This is a genomic window from Bradyrhizobium betae, from assembly GCF_004123905.1.
Taxonomy (GTDB): domain Bacteria; phylum Pseudomonadota; class Alphaproteobacteria; order Rhizobiales; family Xanthobacteraceae; genus Bradyrhizobium; species Bradyrhizobium betae_A.
Genome location: NZ_MZXW01000022.1, coordinates 37249 through 55584, shown reverse-complemented (window position 1 = coordinate 55584; position 18336 = coordinate 37249). Strand labels below are relative to the sequence as shown.

The 18336-nt window shown below is 64.5% G+C and carries 15 protein-coding genes, 1 tRNA gene and 1 pseudogene; 4 read left to right on the top strand and 13 right to left on the bottom strand.

Annotated features, from left to right (window positions below):
• Positions 1-28: 28 nt before the first annotated feature.
• The gene (locus B5V03_RS19845; protein ID WP_129272098.1) at positions 29-394 is read right to left on the bottom strand and encodes a hypothetical protein; all 366 of its coding nucleotides are present in this window, start codon (positions 392-394) and stop codon (positions 29-31) included.
• Between the two features lie 149 nt (positions 395-543).
• Between B5V03_RS19845 and B5V03_RS19840 the strand changes: the two genes are divergently transcribed.
• Entirely contained in the window at positions 544-1173 is a 630-nt protein-coding gene (locus B5V03_RS19840; RefSeq protein WP_129272097.1) for a cation transporter, read from the top strand.
• Positions 1174-1192: 19 nt separating this feature from the next.
• Positions 1193-1816: a class I SAM-dependent methyltransferase gene (locus tag B5V03_RS19835; RefSeq protein WP_129272096.1), complete on the top strand. Its 624-nt coding sequence runs from the start codon at positions 1193-1195 to the stop codon at positions 1814-1816.
• A gap of 18 nt (positions 1817-1834) precedes the next feature.
• Here the strand turns inward: B5V03_RS19835 and B5V03_RS19830 are convergent, their stop codons facing one another.
• From B5V03_RS19830 to B5V03_RS19805, 6 genes are all read right to left on the bottom strand, one after another.
• Positions 1835-5026, bottom strand: a complete 3192-nt coding sequence (locus B5V03_RS19830) for an efflux RND transporter permease subunit (protein ID WP_129272095.1) — start codon at positions 5024-5026, stop codon at positions 1835-1837.
• Positions 5023-6477, bottom strand: a complete 1455-nt coding sequence (locus B5V03_RS19825; protein WP_129272094.1) for an efflux RND transporter periplasmic adaptor subunit — start codon at positions 6475-6477, stop codon at positions 5023-5025. The genes B5V03_RS19830 and B5V03_RS19825 overlap by 4 nt, the downstream gene beginning before the upstream one ends.
• Positions 6474-6872 (bottom strand): FixH family protein, encoded by a 399-nt coding sequence (locus B5V03_RS19820; protein ID WP_129272093.1) that lies wholly within the window; start codon positions 6870-6872, stop codon positions 6474-6476. Before B5V03_RS19820 ends, B5V03_RS19825 begins: the two co-directional genes overlap by 4 nt.
• Before the next feature lie 104 nt (positions 6873-6976).
• Complete coding sequence (locus B5V03_RS19815) at positions 6977-7348, bottom strand: hypothetical protein (RefSeq protein ID WP_129272092.1); 372 nt, start codon at positions 7346-7348, stop codon at positions 6977-6979.
• A 208-nt stretch (positions 7349-7556) separates the two neighbouring features.
• Positions 7557-8807 (bottom strand): peptidase T, encoded by a 1251-nt coding sequence (gene pepT / locus B5V03_RS19810; RefSeq protein WP_129272091.1) that lies wholly within the window; start codon positions 8805-8807, stop codon positions 7557-7559.
• 96 nt (positions 8808-8903) lie between these two features.
• A complete protein-coding gene (locus tag B5V03_RS19805) occupies positions 8904-9200 on the bottom strand; it encodes an HU family DNA-binding protein (protein WP_129272090.1) in 297 nt (98 codons plus the stop codon).
• Between the two features lie 156 nt (positions 9201-9356).
• On the opposite strand from B5V03_RS19805, the gene B5V03_RS42750 reads away from it, so the two are divergent.
• Positions 9357-9479: a toprim domain-containing protein gene (locus tag B5V03_RS42750; protein WP_283811541.1), complete on the top strand. Its 123-nt coding sequence runs from the start codon at positions 9357-9359 to the stop codon at positions 9477-9479.
• Between the two features lie 16 nt (positions 9480-9495).
• Here the strand turns inward: B5V03_RS42750 and B5V03_RS19800 are convergent, their stop codons facing one another.
• The 3 genes and pseudogenes from B5V03_RS19800 to B5V03_RS19790 form a co-directional block, all read right to left on the bottom strand.
• On the bottom strand, positions 9496-10353 hold the full coding sequence (locus B5V03_RS19800; RefSeq protein WP_129272089.1) for a hypothetical protein: 858 nt from the start codon (positions 10351-10353) through the stop codon (positions 9496-9498).
• Between the two features lie 274 nt (positions 10354-10627).
• Positions 10628-11429, bottom strand: a pseudogene (locus B5V03_RS19795) (peptidase dimerization domain-containing protein); the annotation flags it as partial.
• A 105-nt stretch (positions 11430-11534) separates the two neighbouring features.
• Positions 11535-11864: an HU family DNA-binding protein gene (locus B5V03_RS19790; protein ID WP_129272088.1), complete on the bottom strand. Its 330-nt coding sequence runs from the start codon at positions 11862-11864 to the stop codon at positions 11535-11537.
• A gap of 235 nt (positions 11865-12099) precedes the next feature.
• On the opposite strand from B5V03_RS19790, the gene B5V03_RS19785 reads away from it, so the two are divergent.
• A tRNA-Asp gene (locus B5V03_RS19785) sits at positions 12100-12176 on the top strand.
• 230 nt (positions 12177-12406) lie between these two features.
• Here B5V03_RS19785 and B5V03_RS19780 read toward each other — a convergent pair.
• The 3 genes from B5V03_RS19780 to B5V03_RS19770 form a co-directional block, all read right to left on the bottom strand.
• Complete coding sequence (locus B5V03_RS19780; RefSeq protein WP_129272087.1) at positions 12407-13948, bottom strand: hypothetical protein; 1542 nt, start codon at positions 13946-13948, stop codon at positions 12407-12409.
• A 409-nt stretch (positions 13949-14357) separates the two neighbouring features.
• Positions 14358-15845, bottom strand: a complete 1488-nt coding sequence (locus B5V03_RS19775; RefSeq protein WP_164988146.1) for a caspase family protein — start codon at positions 15843-15845, stop codon at positions 14358-14360.
• A gap of 49 nt (positions 15846-15894) precedes the next feature.
• Positions 15895-18138: a caspase family protein gene (locus B5V03_RS19770; RefSeq protein ID WP_164988145.1), complete on the bottom strand. Its 2244-nt coding sequence runs from the start codon at positions 18136-18138 to the stop codon at positions 15895-15897.
• Positions 18139-18336 lie beyond the last annotated feature (198 nt).

The following is an 18336-nucleotide window of genomic DNA, read 5'->3' as shown; positions in this document are numbered from 1 at the left end:
TGGACGCGCAGGCGCCCGGCTGATCGGTTCAGGTCAGATGTTTGGGAGGCGGGGACGTCGTGTCGGGCGCGATGCCGGTGAGCGTCGGCTGCTGCTGCGCGACCGGTGCGGCAATGATATCGGCCGCGGCGCTCGCGTGCAGAGGCTGCACGACGGCGACCGAGAAGCAGCCGTGGCAATGATGGCCGCCGATCGCCTTGTGATCGCCATGGCCGGCCACGCCCTCATCGAGGGTCGAGGCGATCTCCGAACCGCCGAAGGGGCTGGTGACATCGATGTCGTGCGCGCCGTGCAGCACGCCCGATAGCAGATACATCACCGCGACGATCACAGCCAGCAGCCCGCGCCAATGGCGCAGGCGGCGAAGGCTGGCAGGCGGGCGGCTCGGGAACACGAATTCGCTCTCGGTGTTGGTCGCGCTGACCTAGCACGGCGATAGGAACAGTGTCGACCCGCTACAATGTTACGTGCGGGGAACTCAACGTCGCAGGGCGGTGGGATACCGAGATTGTCTAGGGCGTTTCCTCGCCCTATCTTGTGTGTATGGCCGACGCATGCTGTTCACCCCCGCCGCTCAATCTCGATCGCCATCGCGATAACAAGGCCTATCGCCGCGTGCTGTGGGCCGTGCTCGCGATCAATGCCGTGATGTTCTTGGCCGAGATCGGCGCGGGCCTCGCGGCTGGATCGGCGTCGCTCCAGGCTGACGCGCTCGATTTCCTCGGAGACGCCGCGAACTACGCCATCAGCCTTTTGGTGGTCGGCATGGCGCTGCGCTATCGCGCCGCCGCGGCGCTTGCGAAGGGGTTGACGATGGGCGCCTTCGGGCTGTGGGTCGTCGGCACGGTGGTCTGGCACGCTGCTCACGGCACACTGCCGAGCGCGTTCACAATGGGCGCGGTCGGCATGGCGGCACTTGCCGCGAACGTGGCTTCGTTCGGATTGTTGTGGGCCTATCGCAAGGGCGACGCCAACATGCGCTCGGCCTGGATCTGTACCCGCAACGACGTGCTCGGCAACATCGCCGTGCTGCTGGCCGCCCTCGGCGTGTTTGGCACCGGCACGGGATGGCCCGACGTGATCGTGGCCGCCATCATGGCCGGCCTCGCGCTCCAGGGCGCGGTCGTCGTCGCTCAGCAATCCACTGCGGAATTGAAGGCCCGCATGGCCTAGCCGCGCAGGATCAGGTGTCATGACGAGTTCAGGCCGGGCGGCGCATTGGCAGACTGTCTACGAGAGCAAGGGCGAACGCGAGGTGAGCTGGTTCCAGGAGAGCCCGTCACCCTCGCTCGAATTGATCGTGCTGGCCGGTGCGAGACCGACCTCTCCAATTGCTGATATCGGCGGCGGGGCGTCCCGGCTGGTCGATGCGCTATTGACCGCCGAATATACGGACCTGACCGTGCTCGATCTGTCTGACGCGGCGCTTGCGGCGTCGCGGGCGCGGCTCGGCGCCGCCGGTGACGGCGTGGACTGGATCGTAGCGGATGTGACGGCGTGGCAGCCGAAACGGACATACGATGTCTGGCATGATCGCGCGGCGCTTCATTTTCTCAACGCGCCGGAAGAGCGGGTGGCTTATGTCGCATGTGTCAGACGCGCCGTGAAGATCGGCGGCCATGTCATCATCGGCACGTTCGCAGTCGACGGTCCGGAGAAATGCAGCGGCCTGCCTGTGACGCGCCACGGCGCCGAGAGCATCGCCGCATTGCTCGGCGCCGGCTTCAATTTGACGGATCATCGCCGTCATCAGCATGCGACGCCGTGGCAATCGGTGCAGAATTTTCAGTTCAGCAGTTTTGTCAGGTCGTCTTAGGAATCGTGCAACCCCCACTCATTGGGCCGGTTCCAGCACGTCGCGCTGTCGCTCGTGGTTTTCGACGTGGAGCGATGGCTTGATATCGGTGCCGGGGGAAGACGGTAACCCAAACCCCTTCACGATCCCGAAGATCGCGGGGATCACGATCAGCGTCAGCAGGGTCGAGGAGATCATGCCGCCGATCATGGGCACGGCGATGCGCTGCATGATCTCCGAGCCTGTGCCGGTGCTCCACAGGATCGGCAGCAGTCCGGCCATGATCGCGACGACCGTCATCATCTTCGGGCGGACCCGTTCGACGGCACCTTCCATGATGGCTGCGGTGAGATCCTCGCGTGTGAGCGGGCGGCCCGCCAGCTCACAGCGCGCTTTGGCTTCCGCCAAGGCGTGGTTGAGATAGATCAGCATCACCACGCCGGTCTCGGCCGCCACGCCCGCCAGCGCAATGAAGCCGACGGCGACCGCAACCGACAGGTTGAAGCCGAGCCACCACATCATCCAGAGGCCGCCGACCAGGGCGAAGGGCAGCGAGAGCATCACGATCGTGGTTTCGGTGACCGAGCGGAAGTTGAGATAGAGCAGCAGGAAGATGATCAGCAGCGTCACCGGCACCACGATCTTCAGCCGTGCGGTGGCGCGTTCGAGATATTCGTACTGCCCGCTCCAGACCACATAGTAGCCCGGCGGGAACTGGATGCTCGCCTGCACCGCGCGCTGGGCGTCAGCAACATAGCCGCCGAGGTCACGGTCGCGGATGTCGACATAGATGTAGGTGGCGAGCTGCCCGTTCTCGGTGCGGATCGAGGTCGGCCCGCGCGCCGGCGTCACGCTCGCGACTTCGCCGAGGGGGACGGCGCCGCCTGACGGCATCGGCACCAGGATGTCGCTGCTGATCGCCTTCGGATTGTCGCGCAGGTCACGCGGATAGCGCATGTTGACCGTGAAGCGCTGCCGGCCTTCCACCGTCGTGGTCACGGTCTGGCCGCCGAGCGCGGCCGCGATCGTGTCCTGCACGTCCTGCACCATGATGCCGTAGCGCGCCAGCGCCTCGCGGTTCGGCGTGATCTCGAGATAGTAGCCGCCGAGGCCGCGCTCGGCATAGGCCGAGGACGTGCCGGGCACCGCCTTGAGGACCTGCTCGACCTGCCTTGCCAGCTTGTCGATCCCGGCGAGGTCGGTGCCGATCACCTTGACGCCGACGGGTGTGCGGATGCCGGTCGAGAGCATGTCGATGCGGGCCTTGATCGGCATCGTCCAGGCATTGGAGACGCCAGGAAATTGCAGCGCCTTGTCCATCTCAGCGATCAGGCTGTCGACGGTCACGCCGGCGCGCCACTGCTCTTTCGGCTTCAGATTGACGATGGTCTCGAACATCTCCGACGGCGCGGGGTCGGTCGCGGTCGCGGCGCGGCCGGCCTTGCCGTAGACCGAGGCAACCTCCGGGAAGGACCGGATGATGCGATCCTGGGTCTGCACCAATTCGGCGGCCTTGGTCACGGAAATGCCGGGCAGCGTCGTCGGCATGTAGAGCAGGGTGCCCTCGTTGAGGTTTGGCATGAACTCGGTGCCGAGCTGTCGCGCCGGCCAGATCGAGGCGGCGAGGACGCCGAGCGCGAGCAGGATCACCGAGATTTTTGCGCGCAGCACGCCAGAGATGACCGGGCGATAGATCCAGATCAGGAAACGGTTGATCGGATTCTTGTGCTCCGGAATGATCTTGCCGCGGACGAAGATCACCATCAGGGCCGGCACCAGCGTCACCGACAGCAGCGCCGCCGCCGCCATGGAGAAGGTCTTGGTGAAAGCGAGCGGGCTGAACAGCCGGCCCTCCTGCGATTCCAGCGTGAAGATCGGCATGAACGAGACGGTGATGATGAGGAGGCTGAAGAACAGCGCAGGGCCGACCTCGGCAGCGGCCTCGATCAGGATCTCCACCCGCGAGCGGCCGGGCCCGGCGCGTTCGAGATGCTTGTGCGCGTTCTCGATCATGACGATCGCGGCGTCGATCATGGCGCCGATCGCGATCGCGATGCCGCCCAGGCTCATGATGTTGGAGCCGATCCCGAGCAGCTTCATCGCGCCGAAGGCCATCAGCACGCCGACGGGCAGCATCAGGATCGCGACCAGCGCGCTGCGCACATGCAGCAGGAACACGATGCAGACGAGGGCGACGACGACGCTCTCCTCGACCAATGTATGCTTCAGCGTGTCGATCGCCGCGTAGATCAGGTTCGAGCGGTCGTAGACCGGAACGATCTCGACCGATTTTGGCAGGCTGGTCGCGATCTCCCTGAACCGCTTCTTGACGTTCTCGATCACGTCGAGCGCGTTCATGCCGAAGCGCTGGAGCACGATGCCGCTTGCGACCTCGCCCTCGCCATTGAGCTCGGCGATGCCGCGCCGCTCGTCGGGGCCGAGCTCGACGCGGGCGACGTCGCGCAGCTTTACCGGCGTGCCGTTGTCGGTCTTCAGCACGATGTTGCCGATATCGTCGATGTTTTTGAGATAGCCCTTGCCGCGGATAACATATTCGAACTCGGAGAGTTCGACGGTGCGGCCGCCGACGTCGGCATTGCTGGCACGGATGGCGTCGCGCATTTTCTGGAGGGTGATGCCGAGGTCGCGCATGCGCTGCGGATCGAGGATGACGTTGTACTGCCTGACGAAGCCGCCGATTCCGGCGATCTCCGCCACGCCTTCCGCCTTGGCGAGGGCGAATTTCAGGTTCCAGTCCTGGATCGTCCTGACCTCCGCGAGGTTCAGCTCTTTCGAGATCACGGCGTATTGGTAGACCCAGCCAACGCCGGTGGCGTCGGGGCCGATGGTCGGCGTGACGCCTGCGGGCAGCCGCGAGGCCGCACCATTGAGGAATTCGAGCACCCGCGAGCGCGCCCAGTAGATGTCGGTGCCGTCCTCGAAGATGACGTAGACGAAGGAGACGCCGAAGAAGGAGAAGCCGCGCACCACCTTCGACTTCGGCACCGTCAGCATCGCGGTGGTGAGGGGATAGGTGACCTGGTCTTCGATCACCTGCGGCGCCTGCCCCTGATATTCGGTGTAGACGATGACCTGGGTGTCGGAGAGGTCGGGGATGGCGTCCAGCGGCAGATGGAGCAACGCATAGAGGCCGGCAGCGGCGGCGAAGCCAGTGCCGAACAGCACCAGCAGCAGGTTGCGCGCCGACCAGGCGATGATGCGTGCGATCATGGCTTCGCTCCCATCGCGGTGTCGCCTGGGCTGCCGGTTTCTTGCGCATTGCCGCCTTCGGCAAAGCCCTTGAGCGCCGCCTTCAGATTGCTCTCGGCGTCGATCAGGAAGTTGGCGGACGTGACGACCGCATCGCCCTCGGCGAGGCCCTCGCGGATCTCGACATGGCCCTCGCCGCGGCGGCCGAGCTTGACCTCGCGCGGCTCGAAGCGGCCCTGGCCCTTGTCGACCAGCACGGCCTGCCGGCTGCCGGTGTCGAGCACCGCGCTTTCGGCGACGCTGAGCACCGGCGCCGGCGTGCCGGTGTCGATCTCGGCATCGACATACATGTCCGGCAGCAAGGCGAGATCGGCATTTTCCAGCTCGATCCGCACCCGCGCCGTGCGCGTCTCCTTGTTCAGCTGCGGATAGATCACGCTGATCAGGCCCTTGAAGCTCCGGCCCGGATAGGAGCGCGCCCGCACCGCGACGGGCTGGCCGACAACGACATTGCCGAGGTCGCGCTCGGCGATATCGACATTGGCCCACACAAGCGCGATGTCGGCGACGCGGAACAGCACGTCGCCGGGCTGGGCGCGCATGCCCTCGATCGCGTTGCGCTGGAGCACGATGCCGTCGCGCGGCGACGACCAGGGAATCGTGATCGGCACCGAATGGCTCTTTTCCATCTCGGCGATGACAGGTTCGGGGACGTCGAGATTGACGAGGCGCTGCCGCGAGCCACGTCCATAAGGCTCGATACCCGCCGTCATCTTCGAGGTGATGGTGGCGAGATATTCGGCCGCAGCGGACGATACCGCCGGGCTGTAGATGTCCATCAGCGGCTGGCCCTTGCTCACGCGGCTCCCGGTGGTGACATCGGCGACCTTCTGCACAAAGCTCTCGGCGCGCATCGCGACCACCGAGACCCGGCGTTCGTCGAGCTGGATCGTGCCGGGCGCGCGCACCAGCGTCCGCAGCCGGCGCAATTCGGCCGGCTCGGATTTGACGCCGCTGCGCTGGATCTTGCCGGGCGAGAGTTTGATCGAGCCGTCGTCGCTGTCCTCGCCCTCATAGACGGGGATGTAGTCCATCCCCATCGAGTCCTTCTTCGGCACCGGCGAGGTGTCGGGCAGGCCCATCGGGTTGCGGTAATATCTGATCTTGCGATCGCCTTTGGCGTTGGCTGTCATCGTGTCCGGCGCCTGGTCCGGCTCGTCGAAGCTGACATCCTCGCCAGCACGCACGGCGCGGTAGTCGCGGCCGTCAGCCGTTGTCTTCGGCGTCAGCGAGTAGAACGGCTTGCCGTCGGGATCCCTGAAATAAATCGGCGCGCTCGCATCAGCGGCGCTTGCCGCGGACACGAGGTGGCTGATGTCGGGCTGCGGTCGCACACCGCCGCCGGCGAACAGCGCGGCACCTGCCGCTGCGAGGATCCCAGCGGCCGTGCCTGTCATGGCGAGGCGGGTCATTTCTCGGCCGTGACGACGAGCTTGTTCTCGACCGTGCCGGTCTCGCCCTGCACCTTGGCGCCGAGCGAAAGCTGCCAGCGCCCGGCCATGCCGAAATTGGCCTTGAACCGGTAGGTCCCGGGCTCGGTGCCCGGCATCGGCGTGACCTTGGTGACCATCTCCTGCATGCCGTCAGGGGCCATGTCGAGCCGGCTGGCAAAGATCACCGCGTCGGGGATCGCCTTGCCGCTGGTCTTGTCGACTAGCCGCACGGTGACGATGCGTTCTGCGCCGGCCTTGACGGTCGGCTGAATGAGCTGGAACTCGTAGTTCTTGATTTCGGCGTAGGCGGCGCCGGTGAGCGCAGCACCGATCAGCGCGGCCATGGTGGCGCGCGCGAGCTTGGTGGTCGTCATGGTTTATAGTTCCTCAATAGGTCTGATGGAGCCGCCAGCAAGGCGGCAGGCAATGCGCGCACGCCGATATCGGCGCGCACGATCATCAGGCGCGTCAGCGCCGATCAGACCTGGGGTCGAGGAGGATGGTCGGGGGGCTTGGCAGCGAGCCCGTCGCGCAGGCGGTCGTTGCTCGGCGCAAGCGCGCTTCTGTGTGGCTGCCTGGGGATCAGAGAGCTTGCGCCGGACGGAGCAGACAGCGACAGGCTCAGCATGCAAAGCGCGACGAACGGGCAGGAATCGCAGGTCTTGCTCTTGGTCTGGTCCGGACAGCAGGGCATATCCTCGGACATCGCCTGCGTGTCGTCAGACACCGTCATCATGCTGTCAGCGCCCGATACCGGCATGGCCGATGCCGGCGCCGCCAGCGGCGCGAGCAGAAGCCCGGCCGCGACCAGCAGCATCACCACAGCGTTGGCAAACCGTTTCAGGCGCATGCGCCCTTGTCGCATGTCGGGGCGGAACCCGTAAACCGGGCCGCTATCACGATTTGGCCAGCGAGACACGAAAAGGCCCCAGCTGGGGCTGACCGGCTGAGGCCCTATGTGCTCACGTTCTCTGTCCTTGGGACTTGGACGTCTAACCTGCCGATTGCCAGATCGTTCCGTCGAGGGCAGAAATTATTTGGTCTGACGCCGGACGGCCCTAGGCCTTCTCCTCCCAGATCATCGCGAGGTGCACGATCGTCTGCACCGCCTTCTCCATGTCCTGACGGCTGACCCATTCGAGCCGCGAATGAAACGCGTGCTCGCCGGCAAAGATGTTGGGGCAGGGCAGGCCCATGAACGAGAGCCGCGAGCCGTCGGTGCCACCGCGGATCGCGGTGCGCATCGGGCGCAGGCCGGCGCGGCTGATTGCCTCGATGGCGTATTCGAGGATGTGCGGGTGACGGTCGATCACCTGCTTCATGTTGCGGTATTGCTCGCGCACCTCGAAGGTGTAGGTCGAGCGCGGATAGTCCTTCATCACGTCCTTGACGATGCCCTCGAGCAGGTCCTCTTTCTCCTTCAGCCCTTCCTCGGTGAAGTCGCGCACGATGAAGGACAGCGTCGCCTGCTCCAGCGCGCCGTCGATGCCGATCGGGTGCAGAAAGCCCTGCTTGCCTGAGGTCGTCTCCGGCGAGCAGCCTTCCTTGGGGAGGCGCTCGACGATGGCGGCGGCGATCTTGATCGCGTGCTCCATCTTGCCCTTGGCGTAGCCGGGATGGGCGCTGACGCCGTTGATGGTGATGGTGGCGCCGTCAGCCGAGAAGGTTTCGTCCTCGATGCAGCCCGCGCTCTCGCCGTCCATGGTGTAGCCGAACTCGGCGCCCAGCTTCTTGATATCGACATTGTCGACGCCGCGGCCGATCTCCTCATCCGGCGTGAACAGGATCTTGATGGTGCCGTGCTTCACATCGGGGTTGTTGATGAAGAAATACGCGGCATCCATGATCTCGGCGACGCCGGCCTTGTTGTCGGCGCCTAGAAGCGTGGTGCCGTCAGTGGTGATGATGTCGTTGCCGATCTGGTTCTTCAGCGCGGGATGTTCAGTGAAGCGGATCACCTGGCTGGTGTCGCCCGGCAGCGTGATATCGCCGCCGCGATAGTTCTTCACCATTTGCGGCTTGACGTCCTTGCCGGTGACGTCGGGCGAGGTGTCCATGTGCGAGCAGAAGCAGATCACCGGCACCTTCTTAGGTGTGTTGGCCGGGATCGTTCCGTAGACATAGCCGTATTCGTCGAGATGGGCGTCCGCGACGCCCATGGCCTTCAGCTCGGCGGCGAGCACGCGGCCGAGGTCTTTCTGCTTCTCGGTCGAGGGCGAGGCCGGCGATGCCGGATCGGACTGGGTGTCGATGGTGACGTAGCGCAGGAAGCGCTCGGTCACGGTGTGCGTGAAATTGAGGGAGGACATTTCTGGTCAAACCGCCGGGGTCAGGGGGAGCTGGCGGTATACCAGAAAAGCGGGCGGCCGGAACGAGGCCGGATCAGGCTTAACGAAACGTGAGCGCTAGATCGCCTCTTTGAGTTCCTTGACCGGGCGGAACGCGACCTTCTTGCTGGCCTTGATGTGGATCGGCCCGCCGGTGGCGGGATTGCGGCCGGTGCGGGCGGCGCGCTTGCGGACCTGGAGGATGCCCAGGCCCACGATGCGGACGCGGTCGCCCTTCTTCAGGTGCCTGGTGATCAGCTCGACCATGTCGGTCAGGACGGCCTCAGCGCGCTTCTTCGAGAGGTCCTGGCTCTCCGCGATGTCGGCGGCGAGATGCTTGAGCGTGATCGTGGCTCCGCGGCCGGCTAGAATCACCGGTCCATGGTTGCGGGCGTGCAGGCGCCGGACGGCAAGGTCATTGCGATCCAGTAAACCTGGCTGACTGACAAGGGCGAGAAGGCGTCACCCAAGCGACTGACGACCGGCAATCTCGGCGCCGGCGCGGTGCGACTCGGAGCGGCTGCAAAGAGCATGGGCCTGGCTGAGGGCGTCGAGACGGCGCTGTCTGCCGTGCAGATGACCGGCATGACCGTGTGGGCTTCGCTCGGAGCGTTGAGGCTGCACAACGACCGCCCCGCGCGCGGCAGATCGTGATAGCCCCTCTTGCCGTCTACACCTCGACAAAGACCCCCGGCCGGGGAGGGGGGTACCGCCCCTCTGAATAAATGTAGTAATTGCGCGGCGGTTCGTAGTGTTCTTCGGCTGTAGGCGGATCGAGGAAATGATCACCGGCGCACGACTCATGCACGAAAAAGGCGTTAAAGCCGCCGAAGTTGCAGCCTACGATGCGGTATCCCTTCTTCCGTCCGAGCCGGACCAAGGCCTCCAGGCTGGCGCCGAAGTAGTTCGATCCATCCCATTGTCTCGCGGGGTCATACGGAACCACCGCCGACATTGGCGGCCGCAACGCTGAATTGTATTCGATCACGACAACCCGCGGCCTGACGACTTCGATTGCTTGCCAGACCCAGTAGTCGTTTCCATCGATGTCGATGCTCAAGAGGTCAATATCGCCGGTGACGCCACCCTGCTCGATCAGAGAATTGATGTTTTCGGCGGTGATGAAGGCCGGGACCGCCCGTAGCCGGCCATCGCGCGCGAAGGCATCGAAATGCGTATGGATCTGCGCAACATTTGCAGTTGATCCATCGAGCCAGAGACCGCGCCAACCTTCGACCAGCAGCTTGACGGTGTTGCACTCAATTCCGTTCTCGACGCCAAACTCGACGAAGGTCCGGTTGCTGGTTCCGATCCGCCGAAAAATCTCCTGCAGAATGCCGTCTTCATCGCTCTGCGAATAGAGCTTGAAGCCGTAACGGAGCAATCGCTTCGGATCGGCGTAGCGCGGCTTCGCCAGTTCATCTGACTTGAACTGACGCAACAGCGCCGTGAACACACCCTCGTCCGACCTATAATGGGCGTGATTGACCTGGAGCAGCGACTGAAGGAGATCGACGGCATCGGCCATTTTTTGGGGGGACCTGAACGAGAAATGAGGACACGATTTTAGGCGATTCTCGTTCTCGGCGGCAGCGAAAAGATTTTCCTTCACTTGCCAAGGCCCTGCACGGTGCCCCGCGAGGCAGGCTCGAACTAGAAGCAGGAGCAGCATGCCGCCGAGCCAAGGCCCAAAGGGCACTCCCTTCGCGCTACGGCAAACTAGACGGTTCAGCGTCCGCCGGGCACTCGGGTCGTTCCTGGGACGGCCCTTTTTGGCCGAAACGGGCGACCAGGTGCTGCCTGAGCAAGGCCTTCCGCTCCTTCAATCCCTCCTCGGTAAAGTCGCGCACGATGAAGGAGAGGCTCGCCTGCTCGAGCGCGCCCTCGATGCCGACCGGATGCAGAAAGCCCTGCTTGCCTGACGTCGGCTCCGGCGAGCAGCCTTCCTTGGGCAGGCGTTCGACGATCGCGGCGGCGATCTTGATCGCGTGCTCCATCTTGCCCTTGGCGTAGCCGGGATGGGCGCTGACGCCATTGATGGTGATGGTGGCGCCGTCGGCCGAGAAGGTCTCGTCCTCGACGGAGCCTGCGCTCTCGCCGTCCATGGTGTAGCCGAACTCGGCGCCAAGCTTCTTGATGTCGACGTTGTCGACGCCGCGGCCGATCTCCTCATCCGGCGTGAACAGGATCTTGATGGATGATGTCGTTGCCGATCTGGTTCTTCAGCGCGGGATGTTCGGCGAAGCGGATCACCTGGCTGGTGTCGCCCGGCAGCGTGATATCGCCGCCGCGATAGTTCTTCACCATTTGCGGCTTGACGTCCTTGCCGGTGACGTCGGGCGAGGTGTCCATGTGCGAGCAGAAGCAGATCACCGGCACTTTCTTGGTCGTTGTGGCCGGGATCGTTCCGTAGACATAGCCGTAATCGTCGAGATGGGCGTCCGCGACGCCCATGGCCTTCAGCTCGGCGGCGAGCACGCGGCCGAGGTCTTTCTGCTTTTCGGTTGAGGGCGAGGCTGGCGACGCCGGATCGGACTGGGTGTCGATGGTGACGTAGCGCAGGAAGCGCTCGGTCACGGTGTGCGTGAAATTGAGGGAGGACATTTCTGGTCAAAGCGCCGGGGTTTTGGGGAAGCAGGCGGTATAGCAGAAAAGCAGGCTTTGATGCGGCTGGACCGGCGCGGATCAGGCTTAATGAACCGTAACCCGCTAAATCGCTTCCTTGAGTTCCTTGACCGGGCGGAACGCGACCTTCTTGCTGGCCTTGATGTGGATGGCCTCGCCAGTGGCGGGATTGCGGCCGGTGCGGGCGGCGCGCTTGCGGACCTGGAGGATGCCCAGGCCCACGATGCGGACGCGGTCGCCCTTCTTCAGGTGCCTGGTGATCAGCTCGACCATGTCGGTCAGGACGGCCTCAGCGCGCTTCTTCGAGAGGTCCTGGCTCTCCGCGATGTCGGCGGCAAGATGCTTGAGCGTGATGGTGGCGGGCGCGGCTGCCTTCTTAGCCGAGTCCTTCTTAGCCGAGTCCTTCTTAGCCATGTCTGGCCTCCTCAATTCTTGCGCGGCGGCGGGGCCGGACCCGGGGAACCGCGCAAGTTACGGGAGGCGTAGACGATTCGGGGCCGGACTGACTACGCTGCGCACGTGGCAGAGGCCTGTTCGCGCTCGCGCCCGGCGCTGGATGCGAGTATTCCGGCTGTGGGTGCCAACGTCCTTGACTTCACTTGGTCCCCCCTTTAAGTCCCCCCTCGTTCCGCAGACATTTGCGTGTCACGCGGGAGTAGCTCAGTTGGTTAGAGCGCCGGCCTGTCACGCCGGAGGTCGCGGGTTCGAGCCCCGTCTCTCGCGCCATTTTTGGCAATGCTTTCATAATCTTAGCTCCAGGTCTTCTAGCTCCAGGTCTTCTAGCTCCAGGTCTTCGTCGCGGTTCGACGCCTGGTCAGTGCGCTTTCGACTTCTGCGTGCCTTTTCCGTTCTTCGGTCCGTGCAAAATCCCCCGTCGCGCGCGCTGCGGCGTCGACCAGGCGCACCGAGGCCTCTAGATTCGCGGGCTGGACATCGCGCAGCTCGCGGCCTGCGCCCTAATCGGGCTTGGTGACGGTGAGCGACGTCTGGCAGATATTGCTCTGGTAGGGCTTGGTATCGACATGTGCATCGATGCAATTGGCCGGATCGAGCTTGGCCGGCATGGGATGGCCGCCATATCTGATCGACATGGAGAGGTACACGGCCGGCTTCAGCGAGGGCTGCTTGGGGTCAAAATAGACCGGCGTATCGGGCATCCGGTGCCGAAAAAACATGATCAGTGACAGCCTCGGCTCCCATTCCAGCGATGGTCCGGTGACTACGAGCTGCGGATTGTCGCCGGCCAGGCGTTTCTCCTTCATCCAAGCCGCGACCTTCTGGACAGCCATCTCCGCCGACACGTTGAAGGTCTGCCACGCGTCGCGGCTGACCAGCGTCTTGCGCGCAAAAAGGCCTTGGTTGACCATGGTCAGGGCGAACGCACACGCCAGCGCCAGGACCGTAATGCGCCGCCGTACCAGGCCGGCGCCGAGAAGCGAGAGCCGGCCGAGGAGGATCGCAGCAACGACCGAGGTCATGACAAATATCGGATATCCGTAGCGGGTGGAAATCGCGTCGATATAGCCATCGTATGTCGCGGTGAACGACAGGTAGAAAATGGTGAAGCGCAACGCTTCGATCGAGAGCGTGGCGATCAGCAAGGCGGCGAGTTCACGCCGGCCGATATCGAGCGCGCCGGCTTTTCTCTGCACCTCGGCGATGGCCAATGTCGCCAGCAGCACGATTGTCATCCATGCCGTCGGATCATGGTGCCACTGGCGCAGATAAATCGTGAGACCGTTTCCCGGCGAGATGATGCTCGACTGCGCGCTCGGAGTGGTCTTCAGCAGGACCGCCATGACAATTGCGCCACAGACCATCTGGATGGCGCCGGCGATCGCCATTCGGCGGTTTTGCACGAGCGCAGCGCACACGACGAGCAGGCCGCCGATCGCCAGCAGGAATACAGAGTTGGGCTCCTTCGCCGCGCCATAGAGCAGGGCGACCGGAGCAGCCAGCAGGATCAGCCATCGCTTCCCCTCGTCGATCCAGTGCCAGCATAACCAGATCAGGACCGTCCCTATCAGGATGCAGTCGATCTCGACTGGGCCGAGCCGCGGCAGGATATCGGACCAGGCGCGATGGCCGAGGTAAAGAACGGCAAAGAGCCCGGCGACCGCAAGCCCGAACCGCCGGTAAAGCAGGGAGAACAGGACCGTCGCCGTTGCAACGTACATCGCGAATGTCGCGATGTACCAGATGCGGAAGTTGCTGCCGAAAAAATAGATCTGGAGCGATTTGAGCGGATAGTGCGCGGGCCGAAAGCGCTCGGCGTTGCCGGCGGCGGACAGCGCCTGGAAGTCGTCGGTGTCCTTGAGATCCTTCAGAACGTCGGCGAGCGGAGCGGTTGTCGCTGATCCCAGCGGAGCTATGATATCGTGATCGTCGACGAGCGACGGATAGGCGTGGTCGACGAAGCCGGCAAAATGGAAAATGAAGACCGCAGTGAGTGCAAACGCAAAAAGGCGGGGGACGTCGAACCAGCGCGCAGGTGACACAGCGAGTCCCGTTCAATGGAAAGTTGTGGTCCTAATCCAAAAGGTCTTCCTTGGCAATCAGGCCGGATGCTCGTCGCGCGTCATGACGGCAGTACGCCGAAGTGGTCGATCGTGGACCAGCGCTGCAACCGTCGACCGTTCTGCTCCGTCGCGGGATTTTCAGATGCCCTCCGCGGCGGCCGCACGGGCACGCGTACCACATGATCGCGCAGGCTTGTGGTGCTTGTCGTTCAAGTGGTCTCTCCTGTTTGCCCGATGAAGGCTTCGAGGTCGTCGGCGATACCGCGCGCGAGATCTGGCGCAGAGTTGCCGAATTCGCAGGACCGCAAGGCGTGCTCGAGCGAGTCCTCACACTGGATCGCGATGGTCTGGTCGTCGTTGATCTAGAGCGCGGAATTGTCGAATTGTCCTATTTCGACCTGGTATCTTCGATATGGGCCAGGATGCGCCGTGCGTCCGCACTTCCGGCTTGTGCCGCCTTGGCCAGAAGCCGCCTTGCCTCGGGGATATCCTGCCGTCCGCCAATGCCGTTGGCATTGCAGCGGGCGAGATTGACCATCGCCTCCAGCCCGCCCATGGCCGCGCTCTTCTCGTAGAAGGCGCGGGCCTGTTTCAGGTTCTGCTTGACCCCCAGTCCCTTCTCGGTGAGCTCGCCCATCCTGTTGACGGCGGTCGCATCGCCGAGATCGGCGGCGCGCTGGTAGAGCGCATAGGCTTTCGCGGGATCGCTGGCCGCGCCGATCCCACGCTCCTGCTGCATGCCGAGGCTGACGATCGCCGGGGCGATCTTCTTCTCGGCGGCCATCTCGTAGTAGAAGCGCGCGCGGGCAGGGTCCTTCTCCACGCCGTTGCCGCTGTCGTACATCCAGCCCAGCTCGTAGATCGCGCGCGCGTTGCCGAGCTCGGATGCCGTCTTGTAGCTCGCCATGGCCCCTGTGTAGTCGCGCGTGCCGAACAGCGAGCGTCCGAGCTGATAGTGCAACCGGTCCGCACCGGGGGACTGCTGGACCGCATCCGAGCAAGCTGCAGCCGCCTCCGCCGCCTTCTTATTCTCGCCCGCATCGCCTTGGCCGGCGGTGCCTTTCCTTGCGTCCTCCAGCCCGGCGGCGAGGTTGTCGCAACGCCGCGCCAGCGCCGGATCGGCCTGCACGATGGCGGCCTGCTTGACGGGATTGAGATAGATCCTGTCCCTGGAGAGCTGGCCATACATGTACGGCGTTTGCCTCTGCTGCGTGGCCTCGCGCACGTCGTCGCGAACGCTGCGAAACACGAAATTGATCTCGAGATCGGCCTGAGGGAGATATTTCAGCAACGCCGCAGCGAAGGGGCTGTTGCGGGCTTTGCCGTCGTCCGCGATACGGCCCGGCTCCGTTGGAAAGAACACCAGCGTGTTGCGGATCGATCCACCTCGGGCTGCGGCAACGGGATCGCCGCTGCCGCGGCCGTCAGGTTGGGCCGGGAACGGATTGTCCCTCATGGCGTCGAAGATCACGAGCCCGAGCCTGCGGGCGCGGGCGGCCCCGGCGATCGCTGTGGGCAGAGGAATAGTCTCGGTGCGGGACGATTGCGGTGTCGCCAGCCTGGCATCGACCGGGATCAGATAGCCGCCGACGCCGGCAGAGGCGCTGTAGCCGGCAAAATAGAAAATCGAGATGTCGGCATTGGCGGACTTCTCGGTGAAGGAGCGGATCCCCGTCCTGAGATCGTCGAGCGTCGCATCCTTGCGCAGATCGACGTCGAAACCGAGGCCGGCAAGGGCGGCCGCGATGTCCTCGGCGTCGTTGACGGGTGAGGGGATCGGCGGCGCATTGCGGTAGCCGGAGTTTCCGACGACGAGGGCGACGCGGCCGCCGGCGGCTTTTGCATCGGCGCCGAGGCGGGCCATAACGACGGCCATGGCGACCGCAATGAACAGACCCGGCAAGCGCAAGGCGAAGTCGCGTCCCTTAATTGAGCTCTGAATCGGGATGTCGTGCGATCCAGTCGCGATAGGTGAGGAATTCGAGACCGAGCAGGCCATAGTCGACCTGGAGATACCCGTCCATTCCCGGCGAGACCGCCGCAGGCACGAGCTGTGCGACATCCTGCGCCATCACACCGACATAGAACGTCGCGTCACCCCTGTAGCGGTAACGATACAGACGAAGACCGTTGTCGGTCCAGCCCAGCGCGGTGATATCCGCCTTGAGGCGGAGATCGGAGGGGATGGGGATGCGGCTCGCGGCATTGGAAGCGGCTGTGGACGCCGCCCTGCTGGCCGCGCTTGACGCCGCGCTCGATGCCGACTTGCTCGCCGCGTTTGATGCCGCCGAAGAGGCGGCCCTGCTGGCGGCGCTCGACGCTGCGCGCGATGCGGACGCGCTCGCAGCGGCCGCCGCCGCCCGGCTTGCGGCACCTGATGCCGCGGCGGCTGCCGCGGTGGCCGCGGCATTGCTGACTGCGGCCGACACGCTGGCGCTGACGGCATTGCTGACCACGTTGCCGACCACATTGCTGACGACGCCGCTGACCACATTGCCGACGTTCTGATTCACGCGCGCGATGACGCGCCGGTATTCGCGGTTGCGCGTCTTTTCCTCTTCTGAGCGGGTGTAAGCCGAGACCAGCAGGCCTCGCTTGCGCGCCTCGGTCACCGCGTTGATCATGCATCCCCTGGGATTGCCCTTGGCGCGGCAGAGCTGGAACTGAAGCTGGACGTAGTCGGGGTATTTCTTGACGGACCTGGCGCAGGCCGCGGCATCGCCGTCGAAGCAGGAATTGACGTCGCCGTCCTGCGCGGTGCGCAGCATCAATTCGGTCGAATTGACGGGCCGCAGCGCAAGGTCGCTTCCCGGCGGCAGGCGATTGCCGCGCAGGCTCGGATAGCGCTCGGCGAATCGGCCGACCACGCCCTGATCGCGCGACCCCTTCAGCACGTCCCAGGCCTTCTCGACCGAGTCCGGACTGCTGGCCGCCGTATCGGCCGCAGCGAGTTGATAGCTCGCCGGCGGTGGGCCGGGCATGTCGATCGCTCCACCGGCCTGGCCGGGCTTCGCCGCTTTCTCGAGCGACGCCAGCGTGACCCGGGCGTTCTCGACATGCTCGCCGTACGGATAGAGGTCCAGATAGGCGCGGTAGGCGGCAAGCGACTTCTGCCGCTGGACGATCGTCCAGGCGTTGTCTTCCGCGGTCTTCAACTGCGCAATGCGATCGTTGACCTCACCCGTATGCGAACCGGCGGGAAACTGTTCGGTGAAACGGCGCAGCGTCGCGACCTCGTTGGTCGCGCGCACGAACTCCCAGGCGACCTGCTCGGCGTCCGCTCCGCCGTCAGTCGTCGCAACGGCGGCCTCGCCGTTGAGGTAGATGTCGACCTTCGGCAGGGTTCCGTAGATCGCGGGCTCCTGCGTCCCGGTCTCCTTCCAGACTTCGTCGTGGACGATCCGGAAGAGATAGTTGATTTCGAGCTGCGGCGTTTCGACGTGGCGCAGCAGTGAGCCGGAGTAGGGGCTGTTGCGGCCGGCACCGTCGCTCGCCGTGGTGCCGGCGGCGGCCGCAAAGGCGACGAGCACGTTGTCGCTGACCTCGACGGGGGCGAGGCCACGCATGCCGGCGGTGACCGGTGTCAGGGCGCTCTGCGTGCGGGGCGCCGCATTGGTCGCTCCTTTTGCTGGCGCGGGGCGCGAGGAGAGCGAGCGGCCAGCGGCTGCGACCTTGGTGGTCTCGAAGGGGTCGTTGCGACACGCGTCGAGAACCACGAGTCCGATGATCTTCGGCATCACCGAGATGTCGATCAGGGTCTCGAGATTGACCGCCTCGGCATAGACGTCGATCTCGGACTTGATCTCGGCGTCGACCGGGATCAGCCAGTTCTTTCCGTCGATTTCAACGCCGTGGCCGGCGAAGAAGATCACGGCCTTGTCGGCCGTCTTCGCGGCGTTGCCAAATTCGATCAGGGCCTGGCGGAAATGGTTGTAGTCGAGGTCGGCGAGGTGCTTGACGGTATATCCGAGCCGTCCCAATGACGTCGCCATGTCGGCCGCGTCGTTGGCGGGATTGATCAGTTTCGGCACCTTGCGATAGTCGCTGTTGCCGACGACCAGCGCGATCCTCTCCCCGGCGAAGGCCTGCGGCGGCACTGCAACGAGAATCGACAGCGCCGCGAGACCGGAAAGAACGATGCGCCGCACCAGGCCCGGCGACGCCGACATGTCCCGCGGTTTTCCAGCGGCACGGATTGCAAAACGATGGATTTCAAGCATCGGGAGAAATCTCGAAAATCAAAAAATCGATCGGGACGATGACGCGTTGTTTACATCAGGACGAGGTCGATGACGACATCAAAGGCCCGTGCTCCCGCGGTCCGGTGAACCGGGGCGGCCTTTGCCGTGACGAAAGGTGCGAGTATG

Coding starts and splice junctions, on each gene's coding strand:
- B5V03_RS19840 (WP_129272097.1), top strand. CDS start 544: ATGGCCGACGCATGCTGTTCACCCCCGCCGCTCAATCTCGATCGCCAT.
- B5V03_RS19835 (WP_129272096.1), top strand. CDS start 1,193: ATGACGAGTTCAGGCCGGGCGGCGCATTGGCAGACTGTCTACGAGAGC.
- B5V03_RS19830 (WP_129272095.1), bottom strand. CDS start 5,026: ATGATCGCACGCATCATCGCCTGGTCGGCGCGCAACCTGCTGCTGGTG.
- B5V03_RS19825 (WP_129272094.1), bottom strand. CDS start 6,477: ATGACCCGCCTCGCCATGACAGGCACGGCCGCTGGGATCCTCGCAGCG.
- B5V03_RS19820 (WP_129272093.1), bottom strand. CDS start 6,872: ATGACGACCACCAAGCTCGCGCGCGCCACCATGGCCGCGCTGATCGGT.
- B5V03_RS19815 (WP_129272092.1), bottom strand. CDS start 7,348: ATGCGCCTGAAACGGTTTGCCAACGCTGTGGTGATGCTGCTGGTCGCG.
- pepT (WP_129272091.1), bottom strand. CDS start 8,807: ATGTCCTCCCTCAATTTCACGCACACCGTGACCGAGCGCTTCCTGCGC.
- B5V03_RS42750 (WP_283811541.1), top strand. CDS start 9,357: ATGGGCCTGGCTGAGGGCGTCGAGACGGCGCTGTCTGCCGTGCAGATG.
- B5V03_RS19800 (WP_129272089.1), bottom strand. CDS start 10,353: ATGGCCGATGCCGTCGATCTCCTTCAGTCGCTGCTCCAGGTCAATCAC.
- B5V03_RS19790 (WP_129272088.1), bottom strand. CDS start 11,864: ATGGCTAAGAAGGACTCGGCTAAGAAGGACTCGGCTAAGAAGGCAGCC.
- B5V03_RS19775 (WP_164988146.1), bottom strand. CDS start 15,845: ATGGCCGTCGTTATGGCCCGCCTCGGCGCCGATGCAAAAGCCGCCGGC.
- B5V03_RS19770 (WP_164988145.1), bottom strand. CDS start 18,138: ATGTCGGCGTCGCCGGGCCTGGTGCGGCGCATCGTTCTTTCCGGTCTC.